Source organism: Paraliobacillus sediminis (genome assembly GCF_003426055.1).
In genome coordinates, this window is record NZ_QJSI01000002.1 from 1,178,979 (window position 1) to 1,200,555 (window position 21,577).

At 34.3% G+C, this 21,577-nt stretch carries 19 protein-coding genes and 1 pseudogene; 7 read left to right on the forward strand and 13 right to left on the reverse strand.

The annotated features are described in order from the left end of the window. Window positions 1–510 precede the first annotated feature (510 nt). From D2K60_RS11960 to D2K60_RS21215, 5 genes and pseudogenes are all read right to left on the reverse strand, one after another. On the reverse strand, window positions 511–783 hold the full coding sequence (locus D2K60_RS11960; RefSeq protein WP_117170206.1) for a hypothetical protein: 273 nt from the start codon (window positions 781–783) through the stop codon (window positions 511–513). 190 nt (window positions 784–973) lie between these two features. Beyond that, window positions 974–1,846: pseudogene (locus D2K60_RS11965) on the reverse strand (restriction endonuclease). A 332-nt stretch (window positions 1,847–2,178) separates the two neighbouring features. Continuing rightward, window positions 2,179–2,373 (reverse strand): McrC family protein, encoded by a 195-nt coding sequence (locus D2K60_RS20955; protein ID WP_240335309.1) that lies wholly within the window; start codon window positions 2,371–2,373, stop codon window positions 2,179–2,181. Between the two features lie 46 nt (window positions 2,374–2,419). Beyond that, window positions 2,420–2,701: a 5-methylcytosine restriction system specificity protein McrC gene (locus D2K60_RS20960; protein WP_338048374.1), complete on the reverse strand. Its 282-nt coding sequence runs from the start codon at window positions 2,699–2,701 to the stop codon at window positions 2,420–2,422. A gap of 64 nt (window positions 2,702–2,765) precedes the next feature. Continuing rightward, entirely contained in the window at window positions 2,766–2,933 is a 168-nt protein-coding gene (locus D2K60_RS21215; RefSeq protein ID WP_205418606.1) for a hypothetical protein, read from the reverse strand. 173 nt (window positions 2,934–3,106) lie between these two features. Between D2K60_RS21215 and D2K60_RS21340 the strand changes: the two genes are divergently transcribed. Further along, a complete protein-coding gene (locus tag D2K60_RS21340; RefSeq protein WP_420818828.1) occupies window positions 3,107–3,382 on the forward strand; it encodes a competence protein ComK in 276 nt (91 codons plus the stop codon). Window positions 3,383–3,408: 26 nt separating this feature from the next. Here the strand turns inward: D2K60_RS21340 and D2K60_RS11985 are convergent, their stop codons facing one another. The 3 genes from D2K60_RS11985 to D2K60_RS11995 all read right to left on the reverse strand — a co-directional run bounded on the left by D2K60_RS11985 (window position 3,409) and on the right by D2K60_RS11995 (window position 7,076). Beyond that, window positions 3,409–3,609, reverse strand: a complete 201-nt coding sequence (locus D2K60_RS11985) for a hypothetical protein (RefSeq protein WP_117170209.1) — start codon at window positions 3,607–3,609, stop codon at window positions 3,409–3,411. Between the two features lie 630 nt (window positions 3,610–4,239). Further along, entirely contained in the window at window positions 4,240–5,454 is a 1,215-nt protein-coding gene (locus D2K60_RS11990; protein WP_117170210.1) for a YHYH domain-containing protein, read from the reverse strand. Window positions 5,455–6,137: 683 nt separating this feature from the next. After that, entirely contained in the window at window positions 6,138–7,076 is a 939-nt protein-coding gene (locus D2K60_RS11995) for a DNA/RNA non-specific endonuclease (RefSeq protein WP_205418607.1), read from the reverse strand. Between the two features lie 687 nt (window positions 7,077–7,763). On the opposite strand from D2K60_RS11995, the gene D2K60_RS12005 reads away from it, so the two are divergent. Together D2K60_RS12005 and D2K60_RS12010 are read left to right on the forward strand one after the other, a co-directional pair. After that, entirely contained in the window at window positions 7,764–8,255 is a 492-nt protein-coding gene (locus D2K60_RS12005) for a hypothetical protein (RefSeq protein WP_117170212.1), read from the forward strand. Window positions 8,256–8,727: 472 nt separating this feature from the next. After that, window positions 8,728–9,990, forward strand: coding sequence for a D-arabinono-1,4-lactone oxidase (locus D2K60_RS12010; RefSeq protein WP_117170213.1), 1,263 nt, complete (start codon window positions 8,728–8,730; stop codon window positions 9,988–9,990). A gap of 351 nt (window positions 9,991–10,341) precedes the next feature. Here the strand turns inward: D2K60_RS12010 and D2K60_RS12015 are convergent, their stop codons facing one another. Next, window positions 10,342–13,545, reverse strand: coding sequence for a lamin tail domain-containing protein (locus tag D2K60_RS12015; RefSeq protein ID WP_162880774.1), 3,204 nt, complete (start codon window positions 13,543–13,545; stop codon window positions 10,342–10,344). A 252-nt stretch (window positions 13,546–13,797) separates the two neighbouring features. On the opposite strand from D2K60_RS12015, the gene D2K60_RS12020 reads away from it, so the two are divergent. The 3 genes from D2K60_RS12020 (at window position 13,798) to D2K60_RS12035 (ending at window position 16,097) form a co-directional block, all read left to right on the forward strand. After that, window positions 13,798–14,355, forward strand: a complete 558-nt coding sequence (locus D2K60_RS12020) for a winged helix-turn-helix domain-containing protein (RefSeq protein WP_117170215.1) — start codon at window positions 13,798–13,800, stop codon at window positions 14,353–14,355. 26 nt (window positions 14,356–14,381) lie between these two features. Further along, entirely contained in the window at window positions 14,382–15,665 is a 1,284-nt protein-coding gene (locus D2K60_RS12025; RefSeq protein WP_117170216.1) for an MFS transporter, read from the forward strand. A gap of 240 nt (window positions 15,666–15,905) precedes the next feature. Beyond that, window positions 15,906–16,097, forward strand: a complete 192-nt coding sequence (locus D2K60_RS12035; protein ID WP_240335343.1) for a hypothetical protein — start codon at window positions 15,906–15,908, stop codon at window positions 16,095–16,097. Window positions 16,098–16,173: 76 nt separating this feature from the next. On the opposite strand, the gene D2K60_RS12040 is transcribed toward D2K60_RS12035, so the two are convergent. From D2K60_RS12040 to D2K60_RS12045, 3 genes are all read right to left on the reverse strand, one after another. Further along, complete coding sequence (locus D2K60_RS12040; RefSeq protein ID WP_117170218.1) at window positions 16,174–16,422, reverse strand: GlsB/YeaQ/YmgE family stress response membrane protein; 249 nt, start codon at window positions 16,420–16,422, stop codon at window positions 16,174–16,176. A 109-nt stretch (window positions 16,423–16,531) separates the two neighbouring features. After that, complete coding sequence (locus D2K60_RS20700) at window positions 16,532–16,708, reverse strand: hypothetical protein (RefSeq protein ID WP_162880775.1); 177 nt, start codon at window positions 16,706–16,708, stop codon at window positions 16,532–16,534. Between the two features lie 257 nt (window positions 16,709–16,965). Next, window positions 16,966–18,117, reverse strand: coding sequence for an AI-2E family transporter (locus tag D2K60_RS12045; protein ID WP_117170219.1), 1,152 nt, complete (start codon window positions 18,115–18,117; stop codon window positions 16,966–16,968). 192 nt (window positions 18,118–18,309) lie between these two features. Here D2K60_RS12045 and D2K60_RS12050 point away from each other — a divergent pair, with 192 nt between their 5' ends. Then, window positions 18,310–20,676, forward strand: coding sequence for a polyprenyl synthetase family protein (locus D2K60_RS12050; RefSeq protein WP_117170220.1), 2,367 nt, complete (start codon window positions 18,310–18,312; stop codon window positions 20,674–20,676). Window positions 20,677–20,703: 27 nt separating this feature from the next. Here D2K60_RS12050 and D2K60_RS12055 read toward each other — a convergent pair whose 3' ends face one another. Continuing rightward, window positions 20,704–21,153 (reverse strand): VanZ family protein, encoded by a 450-nt coding sequence (locus D2K60_RS12055; RefSeq protein ID WP_117170221.1) that lies wholly within the window; start codon window positions 21,151–21,153, stop codon window positions 20,704–20,706. Window positions 21,154–21,577: the final 424 nt, after the last annotated feature.

A 21,577-nucleotide genomic window follows, 5' to 3' on the forward strand; every position in this document is an offset into this window, starting at 1 on the left:
AGAGTGAAGAGTAGAATTTCGACCTCTACTTCATGACTATAATGATCTTGTAAAAAGGCTATCCGACAAATAGCAACCGTTTTTTCACCTGATCCAGCAACACCTTAAATTAGCAGATGTCCTGATGGTTCCAATTCGACAATCTATCGTTGCTCTATGTTTAATCTCATGCTGCTTCTCCTTCAACTATTTATAACAAAAACATGTTTTTTACATTTAATTGATTGTAATATCTATTTCTAGTGCTTTATTACCATAATACTAGGATTTCACCATATTTCGACAAGAAATAGTTTATTTGATGGAAATTCTATTAGAAGAGAATGACACAAAAATAGGGACCATCATTTAAGAATAGTCCCTTTTTTATGCTTACTCATTTTTACTCTCAAATGTTATAAACCAATTTTATATCAAGTCATAATCTTTATGTTAATTTCAATACAGGAGGAATCACGCGAAAAATTCTCAATCCCTAAAAATTTCCACAATAATACTTAACATACTATGTTAATCCAATAAGTCTATTTTAAATGATATAGTATCTACTTTATCACCAATGTCACTTATTGAATCATACATTCCATTACCTTGGACCTTCTCTAATTTTTCGTAAATGTCGCTAATGCTATTCCAAGGTCCATTTCCTTTCAACTCATCAATTTTATCATTAAGATCTGATATTGAGTTATATAATCCATTACCCTTCATTTCTTCTAATGAACTATTCATATCTCTCATTTCATCCCTAATATCCTTTAGCACCTCAAGTAATTCATTCATTGTTAAACAACTCCTATTTTATATATTTATTTTCCCACAACTTAGTAATTCATTTTCTGATTAACATCTAAATATTTTAGATGTTAATTCCCCATCCTTCACTAGAAAGAAAGTATATTTACTTATGCTCCAATACCCATATTGGCGTTGCGTCTCTATATCGTATGAGTTAAAGCAGGTTATCTGTTAATCATTCAGGAACATACATCTTCTGCAACGGTAACAACACCCTAACATCATTCGGTAAATTCTCATACCATTTTACAATCAAATCTACTAACTCCTCTAAATCAACCAATCTTACTGAATTATGCTTAGCCACTACAATGGCCTGTGAAGTATATCCACCTGTTGAAACAAATAAACTATTTGCATCAATTGGGTTTGCTCCTAACAATTGTTGAATTTCTGGTGCTGATGCAGAAACTTTTCGATGCTTTACTTGTACCTAAATAATCGGCTTTTCAAATCCAAAAGCATCTTTATATGCTAATACGTCTACACCGCCATCAGGGCCTTTAGGACTTACCTGAACATTATAGTCCATTGCTTGTAAGAGTCCCCCAACCAATTCTTGCATTTGCCATGGGTCTAGTTTATCGACTTTGTCTTGTACCATGACTAAAGCTTTACTAACCAGGTCTTCTATTATTTCACTTTCTTCCACTTCATCAGTTTCTTCAGGTTCAACAAAAGGGTATTCTAATAACTTTTCAATCTCACTTCCCCAATTATCCACACGAAATACTGTTAATATCGAGCCTAAACTATTTCTGGCTGCTTGTGATAATGTATCTCTTATAACTGTTGTTTCTTCCCAATCTACTTTAATGTTATTTGGATAAGCAGGATTACCAACTGTTTCATTATAAAAATGCCCCTCAGTTACTGTTCCTACAAGATATTCTCGTGTTTCTTTGAAGTACGATATAACCATATCACCTTTTTTAATTTCCCTACTAAAGCGCCATACTTGATTTATCCAACTCTTTCTTGTGTTCGGTTTGCTATCAGCAAAAACATCATTAGTTATAGGTGCCTTCCTGAAATATGTCGAATTCAGAAAAATTGCAAAGTGACAACTACCGTATTAATTTTATTTGATTGTAATATCTATTTCTAGTGCTTTATTACTATAATAATTGAATTTTAACATATTTCGATAAAGGATAGTTTATTTGTTGGAAATTCTATAAAAAGAGAATGACACAAAAAATGGACAATCGTTTAAGATTAGTCCATTTTTTAATCTTACTCATTTTAAAAATACATGAAATACTAAACCGGGTACTTACTATCAATCCCCTATCATCGCCCTCAACTCATCAACAGTACCCCAATAATCATCAATCCTTACGCTCTAATCTCTATTACTTTATCAGTATCCACAACCTCTCAAATTGGAAGATCCGTTTCCTCTTCTTGTTTTGGGTATAATAAAATACATCGATTAGCATCCTTGTATGCTGTTACATAAGCGTACATTTGATAGATGTCACTTTGTTGATAACGGGTTTTCCCATGATATGTTGCACTTTTCCATTTCGTATCAATAATTAAATCGTTATTAATTACAAAATCCGGCTTCAATAATACATTGTCTCTACCAGTCTTTTTATTATGTAACAGCCTCATTTCAAACAGATACTAAATCAACATTTTTTAAATGTCTTAAACAACGCTCCAATTGCAATTTCGATGATCCTAGATCCGTATATTTTATTACAATGTGTAAAGCTGCCTTGAAAAGTTGATTTAATGCATTATTCACCGTGTGTTCATCAAAACAACAATATGCTCTTGTTTTTTGAATGGCATTCTGGTGAATATGCTTCGTAAGCTCAAGTTTCCCTTTCATCATATAGAGATTCTCTTCCTGGCATTCATATGTTTTATATATACCTTTCTTTAATTCAATTTAGGTGTTTAATCTATCTAGTCATTATTAAGTTTTTTTACTATTCTTCTTGGCTAGTATTTCTTTACCGTAATTCATCATCTAGCGGTACAATTTCCTCATCTAAAACTTTCCGCCAAGTACGTTTCATCATTTGTGGATATTTGAATGGTTTGACTTCTGGATGAAGTGCTTTATAGGCATCGTAATCTTTACTCTCAATAACACTTTTCATATTCGGTATGGCATCCATACCGATGATACTTCACTAAACGTTTCAATCGTCTGGTTTTTCTTCTCCGTAAAGAATCGTCGCTTAACCGCAAAGATATCTTCTGTTTCATCAATGCCTTCTTGATCAATCGCATTTAGAATACTTCTATAAACAGCCGTGGTTCAACTTATGATGGGATACGTACGGCTGTTATCTATCAAACTGGGGTTAAGCGTAAAGTTCCCATTCCAATAAACCTTATGAAAAACATTCACGCTTTTCCAACACAATCCCCAAGTCAATTTGAATGTAAATGGATCTTCTATAATCATGTTCTTTTGATTAAACCGAATCACTCAAATTCAACTTACAAATCAATCATTACTTTTAAAAACCTTCAAGAGCTACCAATGTACGAAACATATTACGTATTAGAAAAACAGATGCACCGTACTGCAATTTCTATGTATGCTTTCGCCACTGACTAATGATAGACTCTTAATATCAAAGGCTTTTATAAACTCGGTACATCATACACACCCATGTTTATAGGATCAATTCTTTCTTTTATAAAAAGCTTTAAAGCTAGGATTGCAATATCTTCTATTTCATCTTCATAATAGATGATTGTAACCTTCTCTTGATGATCATAGACTTTAATTATACGTTTTTCTAATTCAGTATCAATTTCTGTACAAGGCATTTCAAATCGCAATTAAAATCTCCTCCTTTTTATAAAGATTAACATGAAGCCTGTCGATATAAAGGTTTATTCAAGTTTTGACACAAATTAAACATAATTAATATGTAAATATTAGCTTTTAACCTGCTAAACATTGGTACTATTTTCTTTATACTACTTAAAATTAAATTTCAAAAGAATCCTTTAATAAATAAAAAACATTTATAGCTTTGTTATTTCATTTTCCGATATTTATAAAGTATCATAGTGCAACCATAAGTCGCTTTGTCTTAACATTTACTGATATTCCATACGAATGCAGCAAATACCTAAATTGCTTCATATCTTCCTTTTTAAGTAACTCATCTATGTACCAATATCTAAGATTTTGATTTACTATAAACGGTAAATTATGGATCATAAAATAATTTACCTTAACTTATTTTCAATTTGTTTGTCTTTCATTTTAACTTTTGCCATTGAATTCGGTTTAATTAAAGTTTGAAACAAAATGTGATCTCATCAATTTCCAACTTAGTAATAGACAATATAAAATAGCAATACCCTTAAACTACAAGGGTACTGCCATTCAAATATATCTTCCAATTTGTCTATTAAAATAATAAATCGGAAAATTAATTATATAATTTCATTTGATATATCCTAATCAATTTTCTTTTTTCGTTTTCGATTCCAAAAATAAAATCCACCCAGAACTGGAAGTGCAATAACTCCTGCAGAAATAGCGGTAGTACGTTGTTTCTTTTTCTTTTCTTCTCTTATTTCCTGTCCCTCATAGAATAGTGAATCATATAAAGTTACAGCATCATCACCTACATCATATTCTTCAGTAATAACATATTCATCATTTTCTTGTCCTAATGTTTTTGCATTCTTTTTAATTTCAATTGCTATTTTATTGCTATCATACCCTTCTTTAAACCAGGTTGAGAGCTGCTCCTGTTCTTTATATGTAATATTTTCATAGTCAATTTGTTTAAATGCAAAGTTGTAACCCTCTTCATTTACTTCTTCTCTACGCTTATTAAGACCAGTGTCATACCCTTCTTCAAAGGCCTCTTCGTAAATATCCTTTTGAATGTCTTCAGGTACAACCAATTGACTAACTGTATATCCTAAGGTGTATCCTTCCTTATTGTAATTAGCAATCTCTTTTTCATCTCGTTCTTTAACTCCTATATTATATCCGCTCTCATACTCAACTTGAAGTATTTCTGTTTTAAAAGTATCAGGGATGTTCATTTCATCCAGTTTCAGTCCTTGCTTGTAACCAGTTTCATAACTTTCTTTGCTATTCTCTGCTATTTCCCAGGCGGAAACAAAAGCTGCTGTATATGCATTTACATAAGTATCAGAACTCCCACTGCTATAGGTATACTCTTTGATACTTTTTTCATTAGAAAAAGCGTTTGCACCATCGTTTCCCCCTTTCTTTTCACCATCCTTTTTATCCTTTATTTCTTTTTCTTCTTTCTCAATTTTAGCTAAACCAGCTTCTAACCCTTTAGTATAACCATCTGACCAACCTTCAAGATAATCACTATTAGACTCTGAAGAACTTATATTAGTAGAATCTCTTTTATAACCCATGGATTGTCCCTTGGCATAACCTGTATTGTAACCATCATCGTAATACACCTGTGGATTATAAACAGGCTCTGCTGGTTTAGTTGTTGATTTTGTTGCTGAACTATCTCCCCCATTATGATAGTGATATTCAGTACATAATCCTTTTGCGACAGATTTTGCAGTACAATTGTGACCCCCACTGCTATCTGTTCTACCAGAATGGGCATCTACCGCTATTTGTGATGAAAATAAGAATAATATTGCAAAAAAGTAAATGCATTTTTTCATAGGTATCCCTCTTTTTCTATTGAAATAGTTAGTAAATTAATAGTGTCTCTAATATTTCAATATTAAAATATTTTTCATACCAAATAAACTACTATCTTTCTATAATCCTATCATGATTAGCAGATTTAACATACATAAATATTCCTGTTTTTCTAAAAATTTCATTTCAAAAATTTCAAAAATAAACTGCATTCAAATTTTAGATAGTGTCTAAAATTCGAGTGCAGTTCAAATTCTTGTTTTTATAAAGATTAGAAATGAAATTGTATATTCTATACTTGATGTATATTTCACTTCACGAATAATTAATTTCACTAATCGATTTGTATCTTTTTCATAGACTTATAGCAGGAAATCAGATCAACCACTCCAAAATAATTTTGTTGATGCACGATTAAAAATATCCTAATTTATTCGAAATAATGAAAGTTTGATATCTTTAAATTAAATAAGGATTGTTACTTTTGCCCATTTTCATTTGCTGAAACAAGAAAGGTATCATTATTTTACCCTGTTGAATCATGGTAGAGTTTATATAGAAAAGACTATTTTTCCAAAGTTTAGATGATATGACCGTTAACTTCAGTTGTTCTTCTATAGACACCCATTCGCAATTTGTCATAAATATTCCAATGAAGAAAATGTTCTTTCGTTCATTTACTTTGTCTCAAAGTTCTAGAGGCTTACTCTCCAACCATCCCATCTCCATCATTATCTCGCATATAGGGGTATAACCAATGATCACTCGTTATTGGCATACTGAAACCAGCTGCTTTTGCTTCTTTAATTGTCACCTGTCCATTACCGTTAGTATCAACGCTAGAAATATCACCGTTTGTGTTTGAACTAGTTGAATCGGAAGGCTCACTGTCTGTTAAACCGAGTGATTCATTTACTTCATCAGGATTGACATTGTCAAATGTATCAGCGATTTCGTTACCAATTAAAGTATAGGTATACTGATAACTTGAAGGAATCTGTGTTTCCGTATTGGGATATGTGATAATTGCTTCAAAATTAGTGGCTTCACCTGCGCTACGGATCCCATTTTCCATATAAGCTTGATCACCATGTCGGTTAAGCGTACTCTCTTGTGGTGTAATATTATAAGCATTCGATACCCCTCCGAGAGAATCAGCAATAATATGTCCTTCATCTAAAACGTCACTTTCGACACCAGGAACCTTTGCCTCATCAGAGTAGTATCTACCAGACGATAATACAGGTTCGTTACTGTCATTTTGTAGAATGATTTCTTCAGCAATCACACGTACTAGTTGCCCGTATTCATTAGTAAATGCCCAATATTCACGGTCCCCATATCCAATGTCAACGACGACATCAGATTCACGATCTCCAGACAAATCACCACCATCAACTTCAATATGTTTGTATCCTGAGAACAGGTCATCATTTGTTTCGGTTGGTGTTTTCTTTACTACTGGTTCATCAACAACCTTAGTGGTATCTTCTTCCTTTTCACTATTATTATTTGCATCAGCTGTGGTTACTTCTTCTGGATCTGTTTTTCCATCTGTAATGGAAGCATCTTCTACGTTAGTACAACCAACCATAAAGATGGTCGTTAAAAGTAAGATTAAATAGTTCATTTTCTTTTTCAATTTAAGACTCTCCTATAATAGTTTCAATAACATTACATACATTTTATCACATAATGTTATTAATCCTAAATCCTTGAGTTTTCTCGAAAAAGATTAAAATTGCATGTCAAACAAATAAGAGGTCAGACCCTTCATATGGACAAGTGTCCACGATGAGGGTCTGACCCCAATTCCCAAAGCTAAGTCTAGTGGCCATCAATCCTATTTCTATAAGTGATCGTGCCACAGGAAATTCTAGATTCAATTCATTTGGTGCGTAAATCGGGCAATAACCTTTTAATTTTTGCTTGTACTTATCACTAAAAATATGACCAAGCATTTCTAATTCCTTAACAGCACACAATTTATCAACTGCAAAATAGTTACTATATCCTCTAACTAAGTTTTTCCATTATATTTAGGAATCCAATGTTTAGCGGCTTGTAACCGACTTGACTGCTTCATTCTTTTATGTCGTGGTGTATACGATTTATTCTTTTTCTTTTTTTGGCCAAAACATTCACCCTTTCAATCAAACATTCATTTTAACATAGGGTTTACGTAAAAAAAAAATAAGAATCGAACAGGGACAGACTCTTCATATGACATAGGTCCCGAACCGTCCACCGCTTCCTGCATATAGTAAATAAATAGTCTAAATATCGGGAATAGGTTTCGCAACCATCCTTAAGTAATGGAGGGTTAAATTTGATAAATTTTTATTCTTTTCATGGGACCGTTACCATGATAAGTGATTTTATTATAGTACAAAATAGCGAAGGAGAAGGTTGTTATACATTAATGACCTTAGAAAATGAAATGGGAACAATAGCAAGTTTCGTGGTTTCACCTACAACTTACTTTGTAAATCCTCTAGTAGTGTCAATAGGAGATAAAATAACTGGATATTATGATGGAAATGCGCCGGTCCCTCTTATTTACCCGCCACAATACCGAGCACTTGTCGTGGTAAAACATATACCTACTCAAAGTGTAAAAGTAGATTATTTTGATAGTCAGTTAAATAGTAAAGACGGAGAATTACAATTAAATATTTCTCCATATACCCAAATAGTATTAACTAATGGCCAACCCTTTTCAAGTACCTTTACAAACCGAAATTTAATCGTTATTTACGGCCCTGCTACAAAAAGTATCCCTGCCAAAACTATACCATATAAAATCATAGTTTGGTGTTAGAAGCTTTTATTGAGAATGTTTGTTACGTCTACGTTTATCGATCTTCCGTGAAATTTGTACATGGTTTAGGTACTCGTAGTTTATTACGTGGGGATTATAAGAGCAGTAGCTTTAATATGCATGTTCTGCCGTAGGAACTTCTTCGTAAGTTCCATTTTTATAGTAATCTTGGGCTATTATCATTTCTGCGATTTCCTCAGGTGCTAAACCTCCACCCTTGTGGTTTATTTAATATTATTTCAATATTACTTTCATACTTCTTTATCAATGACTTAGCTTTTATGTTTATATTTTCATTTTTTTCAATGGAAGCAGGGGATGGATCTTCTGTCCCGCCCTTTCAACGGGTTGCGACAAGAGAGGCGTCCCTATGTCTCTCTCTTAATTGAGTAAAACTTTTCAATCTCTGTTAAAATGAACTCATAGGGACAAGGATGAAGCGTTCTATAACTTAGCAGAGGAGAAATTTAAGATGACAAAACAACGAAATTGGGCAGGCAATTATATATACAGTGCCACGAATTGGCATACACCTGAAACGGTTGCCGAAGTGCAGCAACTGGCGAAAAAATGTAACCGCTTAAAGGTAGTCGGTTCTCGTCATTCATTTAACGATATTGCTGATTCAACAGAGAATATGGTCTCCCTTGAGAAACTGAATAAAGTGGTTTCTTTTGACAGCAAGAAAAGCGAAATTACAATTGAAGCGGGGATGAAGTATAGTGAGGTTTGTCAATATCTTGATGGAACTGGTCTGGCACTCCATAACCTTGCATCACTTCCGCACATTTCTGTTGCGGGTGCTTGTGCAACGGCAACACACGGATCAGGGAATAAAAATGGAAACCTGGCTACCATTGTAAGTGCAATAGAATTCGTTAATGGGCATGGTGAGATAGTTTCCATCTCACGTGAAGAAAATGAAGAAGAATTAAAAGCGTTAGTCGTTAGTCTTGGTGCAGCTGGAATTATTACGAAACTTACCCTTGATTTAATACCATACTTTCAGGTAAGACAAGACGTTTATGAAAACTTATCCTTCAAGAATTTCTTTGAAAATGATGAGGCGATTTTCTCAAGTGGTTATAGTGTCAGTTTATTTACCGATTGGGAGAGTGAGAGTTTTAGACAAGTTTGGCTGAAGCGTGCTATTACGGACAAGGATACGGTTAAATTAACACCACAATTTTACGGTGCCAAATTGGCAACTGAAAAATTACACCCTCTTCCTGGTATCGAAACGGAACCCTGTACGGATCAATTAGGTATTCCTGGACCTTGGCATGATCGATTAGCACATTTTCGCGTAGACTTCACACCGAGCAGCGGGCAAGAGTTACAGAGTGAATATATTATCCCACGGAAATATATAGGTAATGCAGTTGAGGCATTGAGTCCATTAAGTAAGGAGATCGCAGCCTTGTTACTAGCTTCTGAGATTCGCAGTATCGCCGCTGATGATCTATGGATGAGTATGAACTATAAACAGGAATCGATAGCAATACACTTTACTTGGAAGGATGATTGGGAAGGAGTAAAGCAGGTGTTGCCAAAAATAGAAACAGCGCTTGAAGCCTTCCATGCTAGACCACACTGGGGAAAATTATTTACCATGGACCCAAAAAAGGTGCAATCATTTTATGAGAAATTGCCTGAATTTAAGAATTTAGCGCAGAAATATGACCCTGAAGGAAAATTTCGCAATGCGTTTTTAAATAAATATATCTTTGGATAAACTGGAAAAAGGGGATCAAACCCTCTGGAAGCAGGGGACGGTTCTCTGCTTCCTTTTTGGGATCTGTTATGCTAATTGGAAATACGATAAACCGAAAATGAATGTGCTGTCGTTTCAATAAATACGTTTAATAGAATCTCTTGAATATGCAATGTTCTTAGATGAGACAAGTAAAGCTCTGCAGGAAAAAGCTACAGATTTGGATGACTTAAAAAGGAATGAGATATCTGGTTTTAAAGGAGATGTAACCTTACTATTTGGTGAATTTCGTCTCCATTTTATAATGATAATGAAATGAGAATAAAGTCTTTTGGAAGCAGAGAACCGTCCCCTGCCTCCTTCCTTAACCTTTTATAACACACCTTTTCTTCTTGTAATTAGATACAAGGCTGCACCGGCAATCATCATGATGCCCAATACCATAAAGTTGAAAATTGGAGTGCTCGTATTAGGAAGTTCATTATTTTTTTCTGTATTTTTCTTTTCTACTCCCTTTTGACCACCGTTATTTACTTTATCATCGTTATTATTGTTAACTGCGTCATCCTTATTATCTTGATCGTTGTTCGAATTAGTTGGATCTGGTTTCTGGTCATCGTTGGAATCTGTCTCTGCAACAATGGATAAAGTCGTGTTTACAATCCCATCTATAAACTCAATGATAACTGTATGATCCCCTTCAGGTAGTGTTTTCAGATAACTATTTAAAATAGTTATCTTCGTACTACCTGGCTCTATCGTGTACATTTTATCGTCAACCTTAACATTGTTAAGGTAAAGATTCTTAAATTCTGTATGGTCAACATCCACAATGATAATCAGATCCTCATCGGTTCCTTGATGCCAAACAGGCTTGCCTGTAATCACATTACCTTCAAAGTCTATATTTCCGGGATCACTTTCTTTATAGTCAGATGCAATAGAACCTATAGATAAAGAGCCAACTTTTTCTCCATCTTTAAATCGATACACTGGTCTTTGTCTATCTTTGGTAAAGCTTGCCTCTGCAATTGCAAATCCTTCATTATTTGAACTAATATTGACATCATTTGCAGGCATTATATGAATTATTTCTGGTTGTTTCTCTCCATTCAATCCTATTTTTGCTGCACGATTATCATATCCATTATCCGCAACAACCCACAATACATTTTCAAACGTATCATAATCAAGCGCCATCGCTCCACCTATTTTTGCGTCAATATCAGCAATTTGTACATAACTTCCATCTTCATTTAAAACATATGCATAAACATGACCATTATCTTCTAATGCCACAAAGAACACACCACTTGAAATTGCACTTGGATAATTAGTTGCATCAAAAACTGTATTCGTATTTTGGTCATAAAGCTTACCAACAACATCTGAGTTGGATACCCATTCTACAGCTTCAATCCCCATATTAGCAGAAACCTGTGGTAATGAAGCAGTTATATCCCACTGCTGTAATGCAACTAAATCCTCGTCTTCTTTATCTGGATCAACTTTCAAAATCGTATTAAAGTTTTCACCCTTAACACTATTATCACGTTCAGAAGCAATATAAACAAAACCATCTTTATCTACTGTTATTCCTTCTGTATCCGGACCTGCTGCACTTGTGTTGTCTGCATCTTGTTGGAACCGAACACGCTTACCGTTTTCAAAACCCTCTGCAAAACTTAACTCTCCATTTTTTGAAACGTCTAAAATCCAAAACGTACCTGTACCATTATCAACGGCATATAATTGGCCATTAAAGAAATCCAAACCCGAAGAATCTTCTAAAAATGTTGGTTCATGGTCAAAAATTACAACTTCACCATTACCTGGCCATGCAATAATTTCAGGTATATCTATAAACTTATTTGGTGCACCAGGTGTTTCTTCTTGTGTATCACTATACTCACTTCCATTTATATCTGGATATACGCCCCAAGTAGGATTTGTATGATCTGTCCATGTTGTCTTGGCTATTAACCTATCATTTTCAAACAGACGTACAGAATCATTCTTTCCGAGTCCAAAATCAAATTTTTCTTCTGTTAATACCAAAAATCCATACGCTGGAATTGTTATACCTTCTGGGATAACATATTGATGTGAATCATCATTGTCTTTCATTACTATTCCAGAAATATCTAAATCTTCACCTGTTGGATTAGCAAGCTCTATCCAATCTGCTCCACCATTTAAGTCTTTTGACTGTACTTCACTCAATATAACAGGATTTATTTCCATATTTGCTTTTCCCTTAGTCGAAGTGGGAAACTCTATTAATTCGCCTGTTCCATCTGGAATACGTGCATATACACCATTTGCATGTCCTTCCCACGAATATTCTGCAATGGTCAAATCATTTTTATTAAAAATAGTGACTTGATCAGCCTTTCCTAAACCAAATGTAAAATGCATATCTGCATCAAAAACGTAATATTCGCCTGGATTAAGAACTGTTCCATCTACTACGGGTTTTATATCAGCAGCATGTCCTACTGGATCATCATCATATATATACCAACCAGATAAATCTACGCTTGTTGTTCCTACATTATAAATTTCAACCCAATCAGTTTCATCATCGTTAGACTCGACTTCATTGATTACAATCTGAGGTTTATACCAATCGTTTTTAATTCCCTTTGTTTCTTTCATTAATACAAACGAACCGGTCCCATCTGGATACCTTCCAAAAGACGCCAATGCTGCATCACCCTCATAACTAGCATGCTCAGTCCAGGAATATTCATCAAGTAAATTCCCTTCCTTGTCATATAAACGGATAGAATCTCCTGAACCAATACCAAGTGCTGCCTCGAACTCACCCGCAACATAAGCACCTGTCTGATCATCATATATCTGACCTAACGTATTTGCATCAACTACAGTCAATTCCCCTGCTTGCAGTTTTGTTCCTTCTCCAAATTTCCAACGATGGTCATTCGAATTGTCACGAATCTCATAACCAGAAAGATCGATCTCTTCTGTTCCTATGTTAATTAACTCTACCCAATCATCCGGCGAAGAATTAATCTCATTTATTAGTAATCTATGTTTAATTGCCTCTTCTTTTTCTAAAATATTTAACTCGCCCTTGGTTGGTTCTTGATCTACAAATTCCCCTGTACCGTCTGGAACTCTTGAATATGTACCAACTGCATGACCTGAATAAGCATACGAATCCAATACCTTATTACTACTATCATACAAAGTAACGCTATCATTTTTGCCCAAAGACAAATTGTCTAACACAACATCATGCTCAATAACAAGAATTTCGCCAGCTTTTAATATAGTATCCTCCCCGATGCGCCATTCCTCATTATCTGCCAGACGCTCTAAACCTTTATCATCTGTAACAAACCACCCACTGATATTTATATCTTTGTCGCCAGTATTAATAATTTCAATCCAATCGATATCTTTAACTGTATCATTGGATTCTATTTCATTAATAAAAACTGAATTATCTACATCTGAAGCCTGTACATACTGTATTGGAGATAATTGTAGCACTAAGGATGCAATAATAAACATCTTTAAAATACCAATTCTTTTCTTTCTATTATCCATTTTTACAACTCCCATTTCTTTTTTGTGATTTTATTAAAGCGTTTGTGTAACGCTATAACCACTTAATTATAAATCACCAATGTAAAATCAAATGTAGATTCATGTAAAATAAACTGATAATTCCGCAAATTATCAGTTTAATGGAAGCAGAGAACCGTCCCCTGCTTCCATATAGACAAAATTTACATCTATTGTTAATATATTTTAAACGGTTAATTATTTTTAACCGTAAAGAGAAAAGAGGGCTATAAAATGTTAGAAAGATATATAATAAAAAATTATACGCAACTTAAAACTATTTCTGATCCTTTAAGAGTGCAAATAGTTATCATGTTAATCGAAAAAGAATCGACTGTCACAGAAATTAGCAAAGAGATTGGATTAGAAAAAGCTAAAGTTTTTTATCATTTAAAAGAATTAGAGAAGCAAAACATGATTGCCATTGTAAGGAAAGAAGAAGTAAAAGGAAATATTCATAAATATTATAGAGCAACACATGAAGGCTTTAAGATTGATAAAAAGTTATTACCTCTAGCCAAGGAGGATGCAGAACATGTCTATAATTCTCTTATCGTACAACAACTTGAAAATACTAAAAAAATAGTTTCTAAAAATAGTCATTTAATAACAGATGATACCAGTATGGCTCAAACTGTACAAATCAACTGTTCAACTAAACAATTTCATTTGTGGAAGGAGAAATACATTCAACTCATAGAGGAATTAGAACAAATGAAAAGCGATAATGACAATCATATTTTTTATATCAATACGACTGCAATAGAAATAGAAAATAAGGTCTTTGAATAGAGACTCAAAGAAGGGATGGATAAAAGATGGATGTGTTAAAAAACAAAAACTTTCTTTCTCTTTTTTGGGGCCGTTTAATTACGAATGCAGGAGACAGTATTTATTACATAACAACCACTTGGTTAGCAGCTACAATAACAGATGATCCGTTTTACGTAGGTGTAACAAGTGCTGTGATTTTGATACCTAAAACCTTACAATTCTTATGGGGACCTTTAGTTGATCGCTGGAATATTAAGCCTGTTCTTATATTTACTCAACTGATTCAAGCGGCTTTGATTCTCTTAATCCCTATTCTCTATTATATGCAAATATTAACTATTTTTAACTTATTGCCTATTGTTTTTGTAGCAGCAATCGTTGCAGAACTTGGGTATCCTGTACAACTAAAAGCTCTTCCTATTATTCTACCTAAAAATCAACTTATTAAAGGAAATTCCTTGTTAGCTATGGCGAATCAATCAGCCGATATTGTCCTGAATGCATTGGCTGGTATTTTATTAGCCATTTTAGGAGTTGCGACTTTATATTTAGTTGATTCGGTTATCTTTACTTTAGCTGCTCTTACATTTTCTTTGATCAAACTTAAAAAAACATCTTCAGATACTATAAAAGTAGAAAAGTTTAGTTTAAAAAATTATGGATTAGAAATGAAAACGGGGTTAAAAATTGTTTTTAAATCGATGATATGGATTTTTCTAATAGCAAATACAATTAGTAATTTTTGTTTGGGAATTATGTATGCCATATTACCTATTTACGCAAACTCACTTGGCGGAGAAGAGAAATATGGATTTATATTAACAGCTATATCTGTTGGGACTGTTTTAGGGGCATTGATTAGCACTAAGCTGAATAAAGTTCCAATTGGGTTATTTATTGCCTCCTCCTTTATTTTAGCTTTTATTCTATGGGGTATTGCTCCTTATATGAACTTTTACGTTTTTCTTTTATTATTTACGTTATCCTGGATACCAGTAGGAGCTGCGAATATCATTATCGGTTCCATCATGCAATCCGTTATTCCTTTATCAATTATTGGAAGAACCAACACTGTTATTTCTAGTTTTTGTGCCATTGCTATGCCCTTAGGTTCTTTAGCTGGAGGATTACTTGTAAGGTATTATGATAGCGGGTTAATTCTTTCCTTATCAGCTATTGGCTATTTAGCGGTTGGGTTAACATGGTTATTAAATAAAAAACTTAGGAATCTTCCTAATAGTGAAATCATTCGTTTTACAGATTTTAATATACCTAGAGAATTAATTGATGTATATGGTGATCTACAAGTGAGCCACAATGACAATTGAAAACTTGGAAGCAGGGGACGGTTCCAAGGTGTCTACGTCCGATCAATTAGGTTGGGAAATTGAAAAAGAAACGAGTTATCCTTTGATCAATAAAAAAAGTGCCAGGTTCCACATCTGGACATATGTCCGAACGTGGTACCTGACACTGAAAACGGGTTATATTTTTCAAGTAGAGACTGACTCATTACGAACTGTGCCAGGCACTGTTCGTATAGAAAAGAGCTTCAATTGAAGGTAAAAATGCGGCGCTTAAAAGATTTCACGACCTATCCAGAGCTAGGAGGGTATGGTCTACTATTAAGCGTGTCCATACAATCAAAATTAGCTGCAATTGCAGTTAATATGAAGAAGATATCAGCAATAGTATCCTCTTCATATGCATCTATTTTAATAAAAGTGTACATTTTTAGAGTGCCATGGTCATTTGGCTAAAGATTTATTAAGGAAAATAGAAAAAACACTACTTTTTCACTGGTCCCGAAACGTCCCCAGCTTCCCATTATTTTGACTAACGTCTATTTTTTGAAATTAAGCTTAAGACGATTATAAAAATAATTGCACCAATTAATGCTGGGATGATTTGAATGCCACCCACTACTGGTCCAACAGTAAATAACCCGAGTTCTCCACCAATCCACGAACCGACAATACCTGCAATAATATTACCTGGAACTCCTCCTGGTACATTTCTTCCGAGAATGCCTCCTGCTAACCAACCAATAAGTCCACCAATAATAATATATATAATAAATTCCATTTTATTCATCTCCAGTTCGCTACTATATATTTTTTCTTGCTGTATACTTAGCTTCTACAGTAGTTGAGGTTTTATAGTGTCAAACGAAAAAAAGCCACCTTTCTTCGTTCTATTTTATGTCCAAGTATTGAATAAAAGAACAAAAAAAGGAAGCAGGGGACGGTTCTCTGCTTCCAATTTGTTTACCCATTTCCCTTATAATACCTACATATTTTTTAAAAGTAACATTGACAATCACATCTACGTTCACTTTCGTTATATCATTGCGAATTATTTCAAATGGCATAACATTACTCTCCTTTTTCGGCGTTTCGTTTTTTAATCATAGCGCACGTTCGCACTTTAGAAAAGATAAACAAATATAATGGATTAGACCCTTCATATGTATAAGTTTTTACGATGAAGATCTGCCCCACTTGTTTCACACTTAACAGTTTCTACAAAATCCATTATCTAAACAAAAAAGACCAGGCGTGAACCGCCCGGCTTTACTTATACCTAAAAGTGCAGATAGTAATGCTTTTATTTTGATATGAACCTTAACTATTCTTCCATTTCATAATATCCGCGGTCTTCTCCATAATACTTGTTGTATCGTTTCTTAAACTTATAGAAAATATAGGAGCCAATTACTTTTACGATCGCATAGCCTGGAATACCAAGAATGACACCGATAACGCCAAATAAATTACCTGCAATTAATAATACAAGAATAATGGTTAATGGATGAATTTTCATCGTTTTCCCCATGATGTTTGGAGAGACAAAATTCCCTTCTAAAAATTGCACTGCAGCCCAAACAATTACTAGCTTTAGCAACATAAATGGCGAGGTAACGATTGCAATAATGGCAGCTGGAATAATAGCGATAGTCGGTCCTAAATAAGGAACAACACTTGTTACCGCTGCGACAATAGCCAATATGAATGCATAATCGAGGCCTATGATTAGGTAACCAATAAATAATAGAATACCAATTACGGATGCGACAATAATCTGACCTTGGATATAAGAACCAACTTGCGTATCGATATTAGTTAAGATTTGCTTGGTATCATCTCTAAATTTCGGTGGAAATAATTTAACAGTAAAACGTTGAAAGCTTTTACCATCCTTTAATAAGAAAAACAAAATAAATGGAAAGGTTATAATAGATACAATCGTACTTGTAATCGTACTAGCAATACTCTGTACCCCTTGAAAACCATTAGAAATATAACTTCCAATTAATTGTGGTAATTCTCCTAATCTCTCCATTACCCAGTTATAACCCTCATCATAATAAGGACCTAAAAAAGAATTCTGCACCCAATTTGTCATGTTATCTCCAAGCTGTTTTAAGTAGTTTGGAAAAGATTGAACTAAATCTTTTATCTGTGCTTCGATAGCTGGAGCAGTTAACAAGATAATTCCAGTTAAGGCACCACTTATACCGAGAATAAGAATGATAACTCCCCAAATTCTATTAATCTTCAATTTCTCAAGTAAGTCTACAATTGGATTTAATAAATAGTAAGCAATAAATGCTAAAATTACTGGAGGTGCTATGGTAGATAAAATGACCTCAAGTGGATAAAAGATAAAAGAAATTTCAGTATAAATATATATGGTAATGCCAACCAAAATGAAAAAAGCTAATATGTAAAAAATATTCTTTCCACCAATTAATTTTAAAAATCTATTTTGTTCCTCCATTTAACACGTCCCCTTAAAAGATAATATACCATTTCTTTTAATGTACCCATAGTGTTGAATAATAAAACCTGGAAGCAGAGAACCGTCCCCTGCTTCCTGCAGACAAATATAATGTTAGAATAGTTGGTAGCGATATAGAATAACTTGAAACAAATACACAAAAATCTATATTATAAATCGAGGTTATGTATAATGAATCAACCGATAGTCACACATACAGAGTCGTGCTACCGAACCGCTGAAGAGAAGGCCACAAGCTACTTTGAAGCGTTATATAATCAAGTAATGCAGAAGACGTATGTCCCTACTCTTACAGAAGACTTTCATCTTTGGAAACAAAATCATATTCGTCATCATTTATTACGCCCGTTTTCTTTTGGACAAAAAAAAGCGGAAAGGTTAGGTTATCATGCGTATATGCAATGGTTGAATAAAACAGGTAAGCTCGATCATTACCTCGAACGAAGTATTGCCTATGTCTATATGAGAGATTTAGGAAAGGCACTCGATGAGACAGCTACACAGTTAAGTATTGAGCGTGCTGTGGAGAATATAAAAGAGCATATGCTAACAGAAATTGGAAACAACAAGAAGGAGAGTTTTAATCAGGTAGGCTTGTATCGTTGGGCTCAAAAAGAAGGATTAGAGTCAGCTACGATTTGGGTGATCAACAAACTAAAGCGCGTAGCTGATCATATTCCTAGCGGGATGGATGCAGCACATGCACAACGTAAATTGATTAAAACGATTGCTGGAGTCGTTATGCACGCTATTGAAGAAATGGATGATTCTATAACAGGAGAAGCCCGTTCGAAAAAATTGGATGAGGCAATTCGATTAGGATATTCGTATGGTCTCACGTATCCATTTATTGATGATCTTTTGGATGCCAATGTCCTTACCTTACAAGAAGAAAAGCAATATTCTAATTTAATCCGTACATCATTAATAACAAGAAATGTACCAGAGTTGAGTAATTGGACAGGTAAGAATAAAGAACTCATTTCATTTATTCATTTAGAACTAAAAGAAGCCTTTGAATATATCAAGGCGCATCAAGACCCAGAGACGATTGATGCGTTTTTTGAGCAAGCTTACGTTTTCTTTCAAGCACAAGAAGTAGATCGTGATAAAGATTTAGCTAATCCAAATTACACGAATGAGGAGCTTTTTATACCAGTCATCTTAAAGTCAGCTTCTTCTAGATTAATCATTCGTTCGGTTATAAGTGCAGAACAAGATGAAGGATTCGACCAACGCACGTTTTATTATGGGATATACAATCAGTTAGCAGATGACTTTACTGATATGTTTGATGATTTAGATGAAGGAGCGGTAACACCTTACACGTATTATTTGACCTATCACGAGAGTCGACCGGATCTGATTAACCCGTTTGAGCTATATTGGGCGGTAATCGCTCATTTAATCCACGATGTATATCACTCCGATCTTAGTACTTGTGAAGTCATTTTAGACCGGGCAATCAATGGTTTAAAACGCTATAAAAATAGAATGGGAAGTAAAGCATACAACGAAGTGATGCAATTGTTTTCTTTTGAACAACCTGAATTTAACCACGTTATTCAACAGATGGTCAAAAAAGCGGATGATGTGGATTTTTTCGATAAATTACTTCGAGATCATATTATTCTAAGTTTAAAAAAACAATCGAGGGAACAGGAAGCGTTTTTAGATACTATCAAACATGTGCGTGGACAAATAAACAATTATTTACCTATTGCTAAAAGTAGTGAATTACCTGTTGACAGTATTGTTGAGGGAGCAAATTATAGTTTAGAAGGTGATGGGAAAAGGTTAAGGCCAATCATGACATGGGTAATGGGTGTAAAAGAATTCGGTTTAGCAGAGTCTGCCATCGTTCCTTTACTGAAATCACTAGAATATATGCATACGGCGTCACTAATTTTTGATGATTTGCCATCTCAAGATAATGCTACCTTCCGAAGAGGGAATCCTACTCTTCATGAAGTACACAACGTCGCAATCGCTGAATTGACAGGACTCTTTTTAACGCAAAAGGCAATTGAAGAGCAAACACACTTAGATCAATTTGACTCACATCTAGTACTTCAATTGATTCAATATACAGCAAAAGTAACAGCGGATATGTGTAAGGGGCAAGCAATGGACTTGGATGCTAAAGGAAAGCAATTGTGTTTAAAAGAATTGAATCAGATGTGCTTTTACAAAACAGGTATTGGGTTTGAAGCAGCACTCGTCATCCCTTCTATTCTAGCTAAAGCAAGTGATGTTGAAATAGCTGCATGGAAAAAGTTTGCTTATCATGCAGGTATAGCATTTCAGATAAAAGATGATTTGCTTGATGTAGAGGGCGATCAGTCTGTAATAGGAAAACCCATTGGGAATGATGCGAACCATGATAAATCCACCTATGTTTCAGTCCTCAGCGTGGAAGGTGCCAAGAAGGAGATGTGGGATCATTACTGCATTGCCCTCGAGTTATTAGAAGAAATCAGTCCTAAAAATCCTTTTTTAAAACACTTTTTGCATTATATAGTAAATCGAGACCATTAACGGTTAGCTTAGTTGAAACTTCATACCCTACAATCCAACAATCGCGAGAAGGTTTTGCAAATTTTCTCGTGTTGGTTCTTCGAGAATAACAAAGGGCCGCTGATTAAAATAGATTAAGCCAAGTAACAGAGGGACCAGTATAATGCTGTAAACAGCAAATAACTTAAAAACAAAACGATTACGGTATTTAATCATATATAATACAAGCAATGGTACTGCTAATCCTACTGTTATGCCTAACAAATTTGCAATAGCATCTAGAAATTCGGCACTCCTATTTGGTATCATATATTGACGATACTCTTCCACCGTGCCAACCGTCACTAAAACAACCCAAGCAACACTTATTCTTTGTTTGACAGTTTGATTCTTCGACATGATCACAACAACTATCCCAACCAATAGTGAAATAACCCCATAACTAAAAAGATGCATCTGCTTATCCATACCAAACATAACATCATAATAAAATTCCATTGTCCTCATCCTTTTAAATTAAGTGTAACCACAGCCGACGAATCATAGACATAGGGACAGGTACACTGTCCCACTCTCTAACCCTTCTACAGAAACAAAGCCGCTTTCAAAACCTAGCTATTAGAGATATTGATAGGAAAAGCAAATGAGTCTCCCGCCTTCAGACAAGAGCGTAATATTATCTGTCCAAGCGCCCTGCATAGCTACTTTTCTCCTCTTCGCTACTGGGTTATCCTGATAATCTGTATAGCTTACTACTAAATTAAATTCTTCTATCATAGCGCACGTTAGCACTATAGAAAAGGTAGTGAATGTTTTAAATAAATTAGCATAAAAGAAACACTTAGAGCTAAAAGAATCTCTGAGTGTTTTTTTATGGCCTATTAAATAAGCAGCAATGTTACTATAATAAATGGAGGCATAA

Excerpts from the sequence above, each read along its gene's own strand:
- D2K60_RS11960 (WP_117170206.1), bottom strand. The coding sequence starts at position 783 with ATGAATGAATTACTTGAGGTGCTAAAGGATATTAGGGATGAAATGAGA.
- D2K60_RS21215 (WP_205418606.1), bottom strand. The coding sequence starts at position 2,933 with ATGGATGCCATACCGAATATGAAAAGTGTTATTGAGAGTAAAGATTAC.
- D2K60_RS11990 (WP_117170210.1), bottom strand. The coding sequence starts at position 5,454 with ATGAAAAAATGCATTTACTTTTTTGCAATATTATTCTTATTTTCATCA.
- D2K60_RS12010 (WP_117170213.1), top strand. The coding sequence starts at position 8,728 with ATGACAAAACAACGAAATTGGGCAGGCAATTATATATACAGTGCCACG.
- D2K60_RS12015 (WP_162880774.1), bottom strand. The coding sequence starts at position 13,545 with ATGGATAATAGAAAGAAAAGAATTGGTATTTTAAAGATGTTTATTATT.
- D2K60_RS12020 (WP_117170215.1), top strand. The coding sequence starts at position 13,798 with ATGTTAGAAAGATATATAATAAAAAATTATACGCAACTTAAAACTATT.
- D2K60_RS12025 (WP_117170216.1), top strand. The coding sequence starts at position 14,382 with ATGGATGTGTTAAAAAACAAAAACTTTCTTTCTCTTTTTTGGGGCCGT.
- D2K60_RS12035 (WP_240335343.1), top strand. The coding sequence starts at position 15,906 with ATGCGGCGCTTAAAAGATTTCACGACCTATCCAGAGCTAGGAGGGTAT.
- D2K60_RS12040 (WP_117170218.1), bottom strand. The coding sequence starts at position 16,422 with ATGGAATTTATTATATATATTATTATTGGTGGACTTATTGGTTGGTTA.
- D2K60_RS20700 (WP_162880775.1), bottom strand. The coding sequence starts at position 16,708 with ATGCCATTTGAAATAATTCGCAATGATATAACGAAAGTGAACGTAGAT.
- D2K60_RS12045 (WP_117170219.1), bottom strand. The coding sequence starts at position 18,117 with ATGGAGGAACAAAATAGATTTTTAAAATTAATTGGTGGAAAGAATATT.
- D2K60_RS12050 (WP_117170220.1), top strand. The coding sequence starts at position 18,310 with ATGAATCAACCGATAGTCACACATACAGAGTCGTGCTACCGAACCGCT.
- D2K60_RS12055 (WP_117170221.1), bottom strand. The coding sequence starts at position 21,153 with ATGGAATTTTATTATGATGTTATGTTTGGTATGGATAAGCAGATGCAT.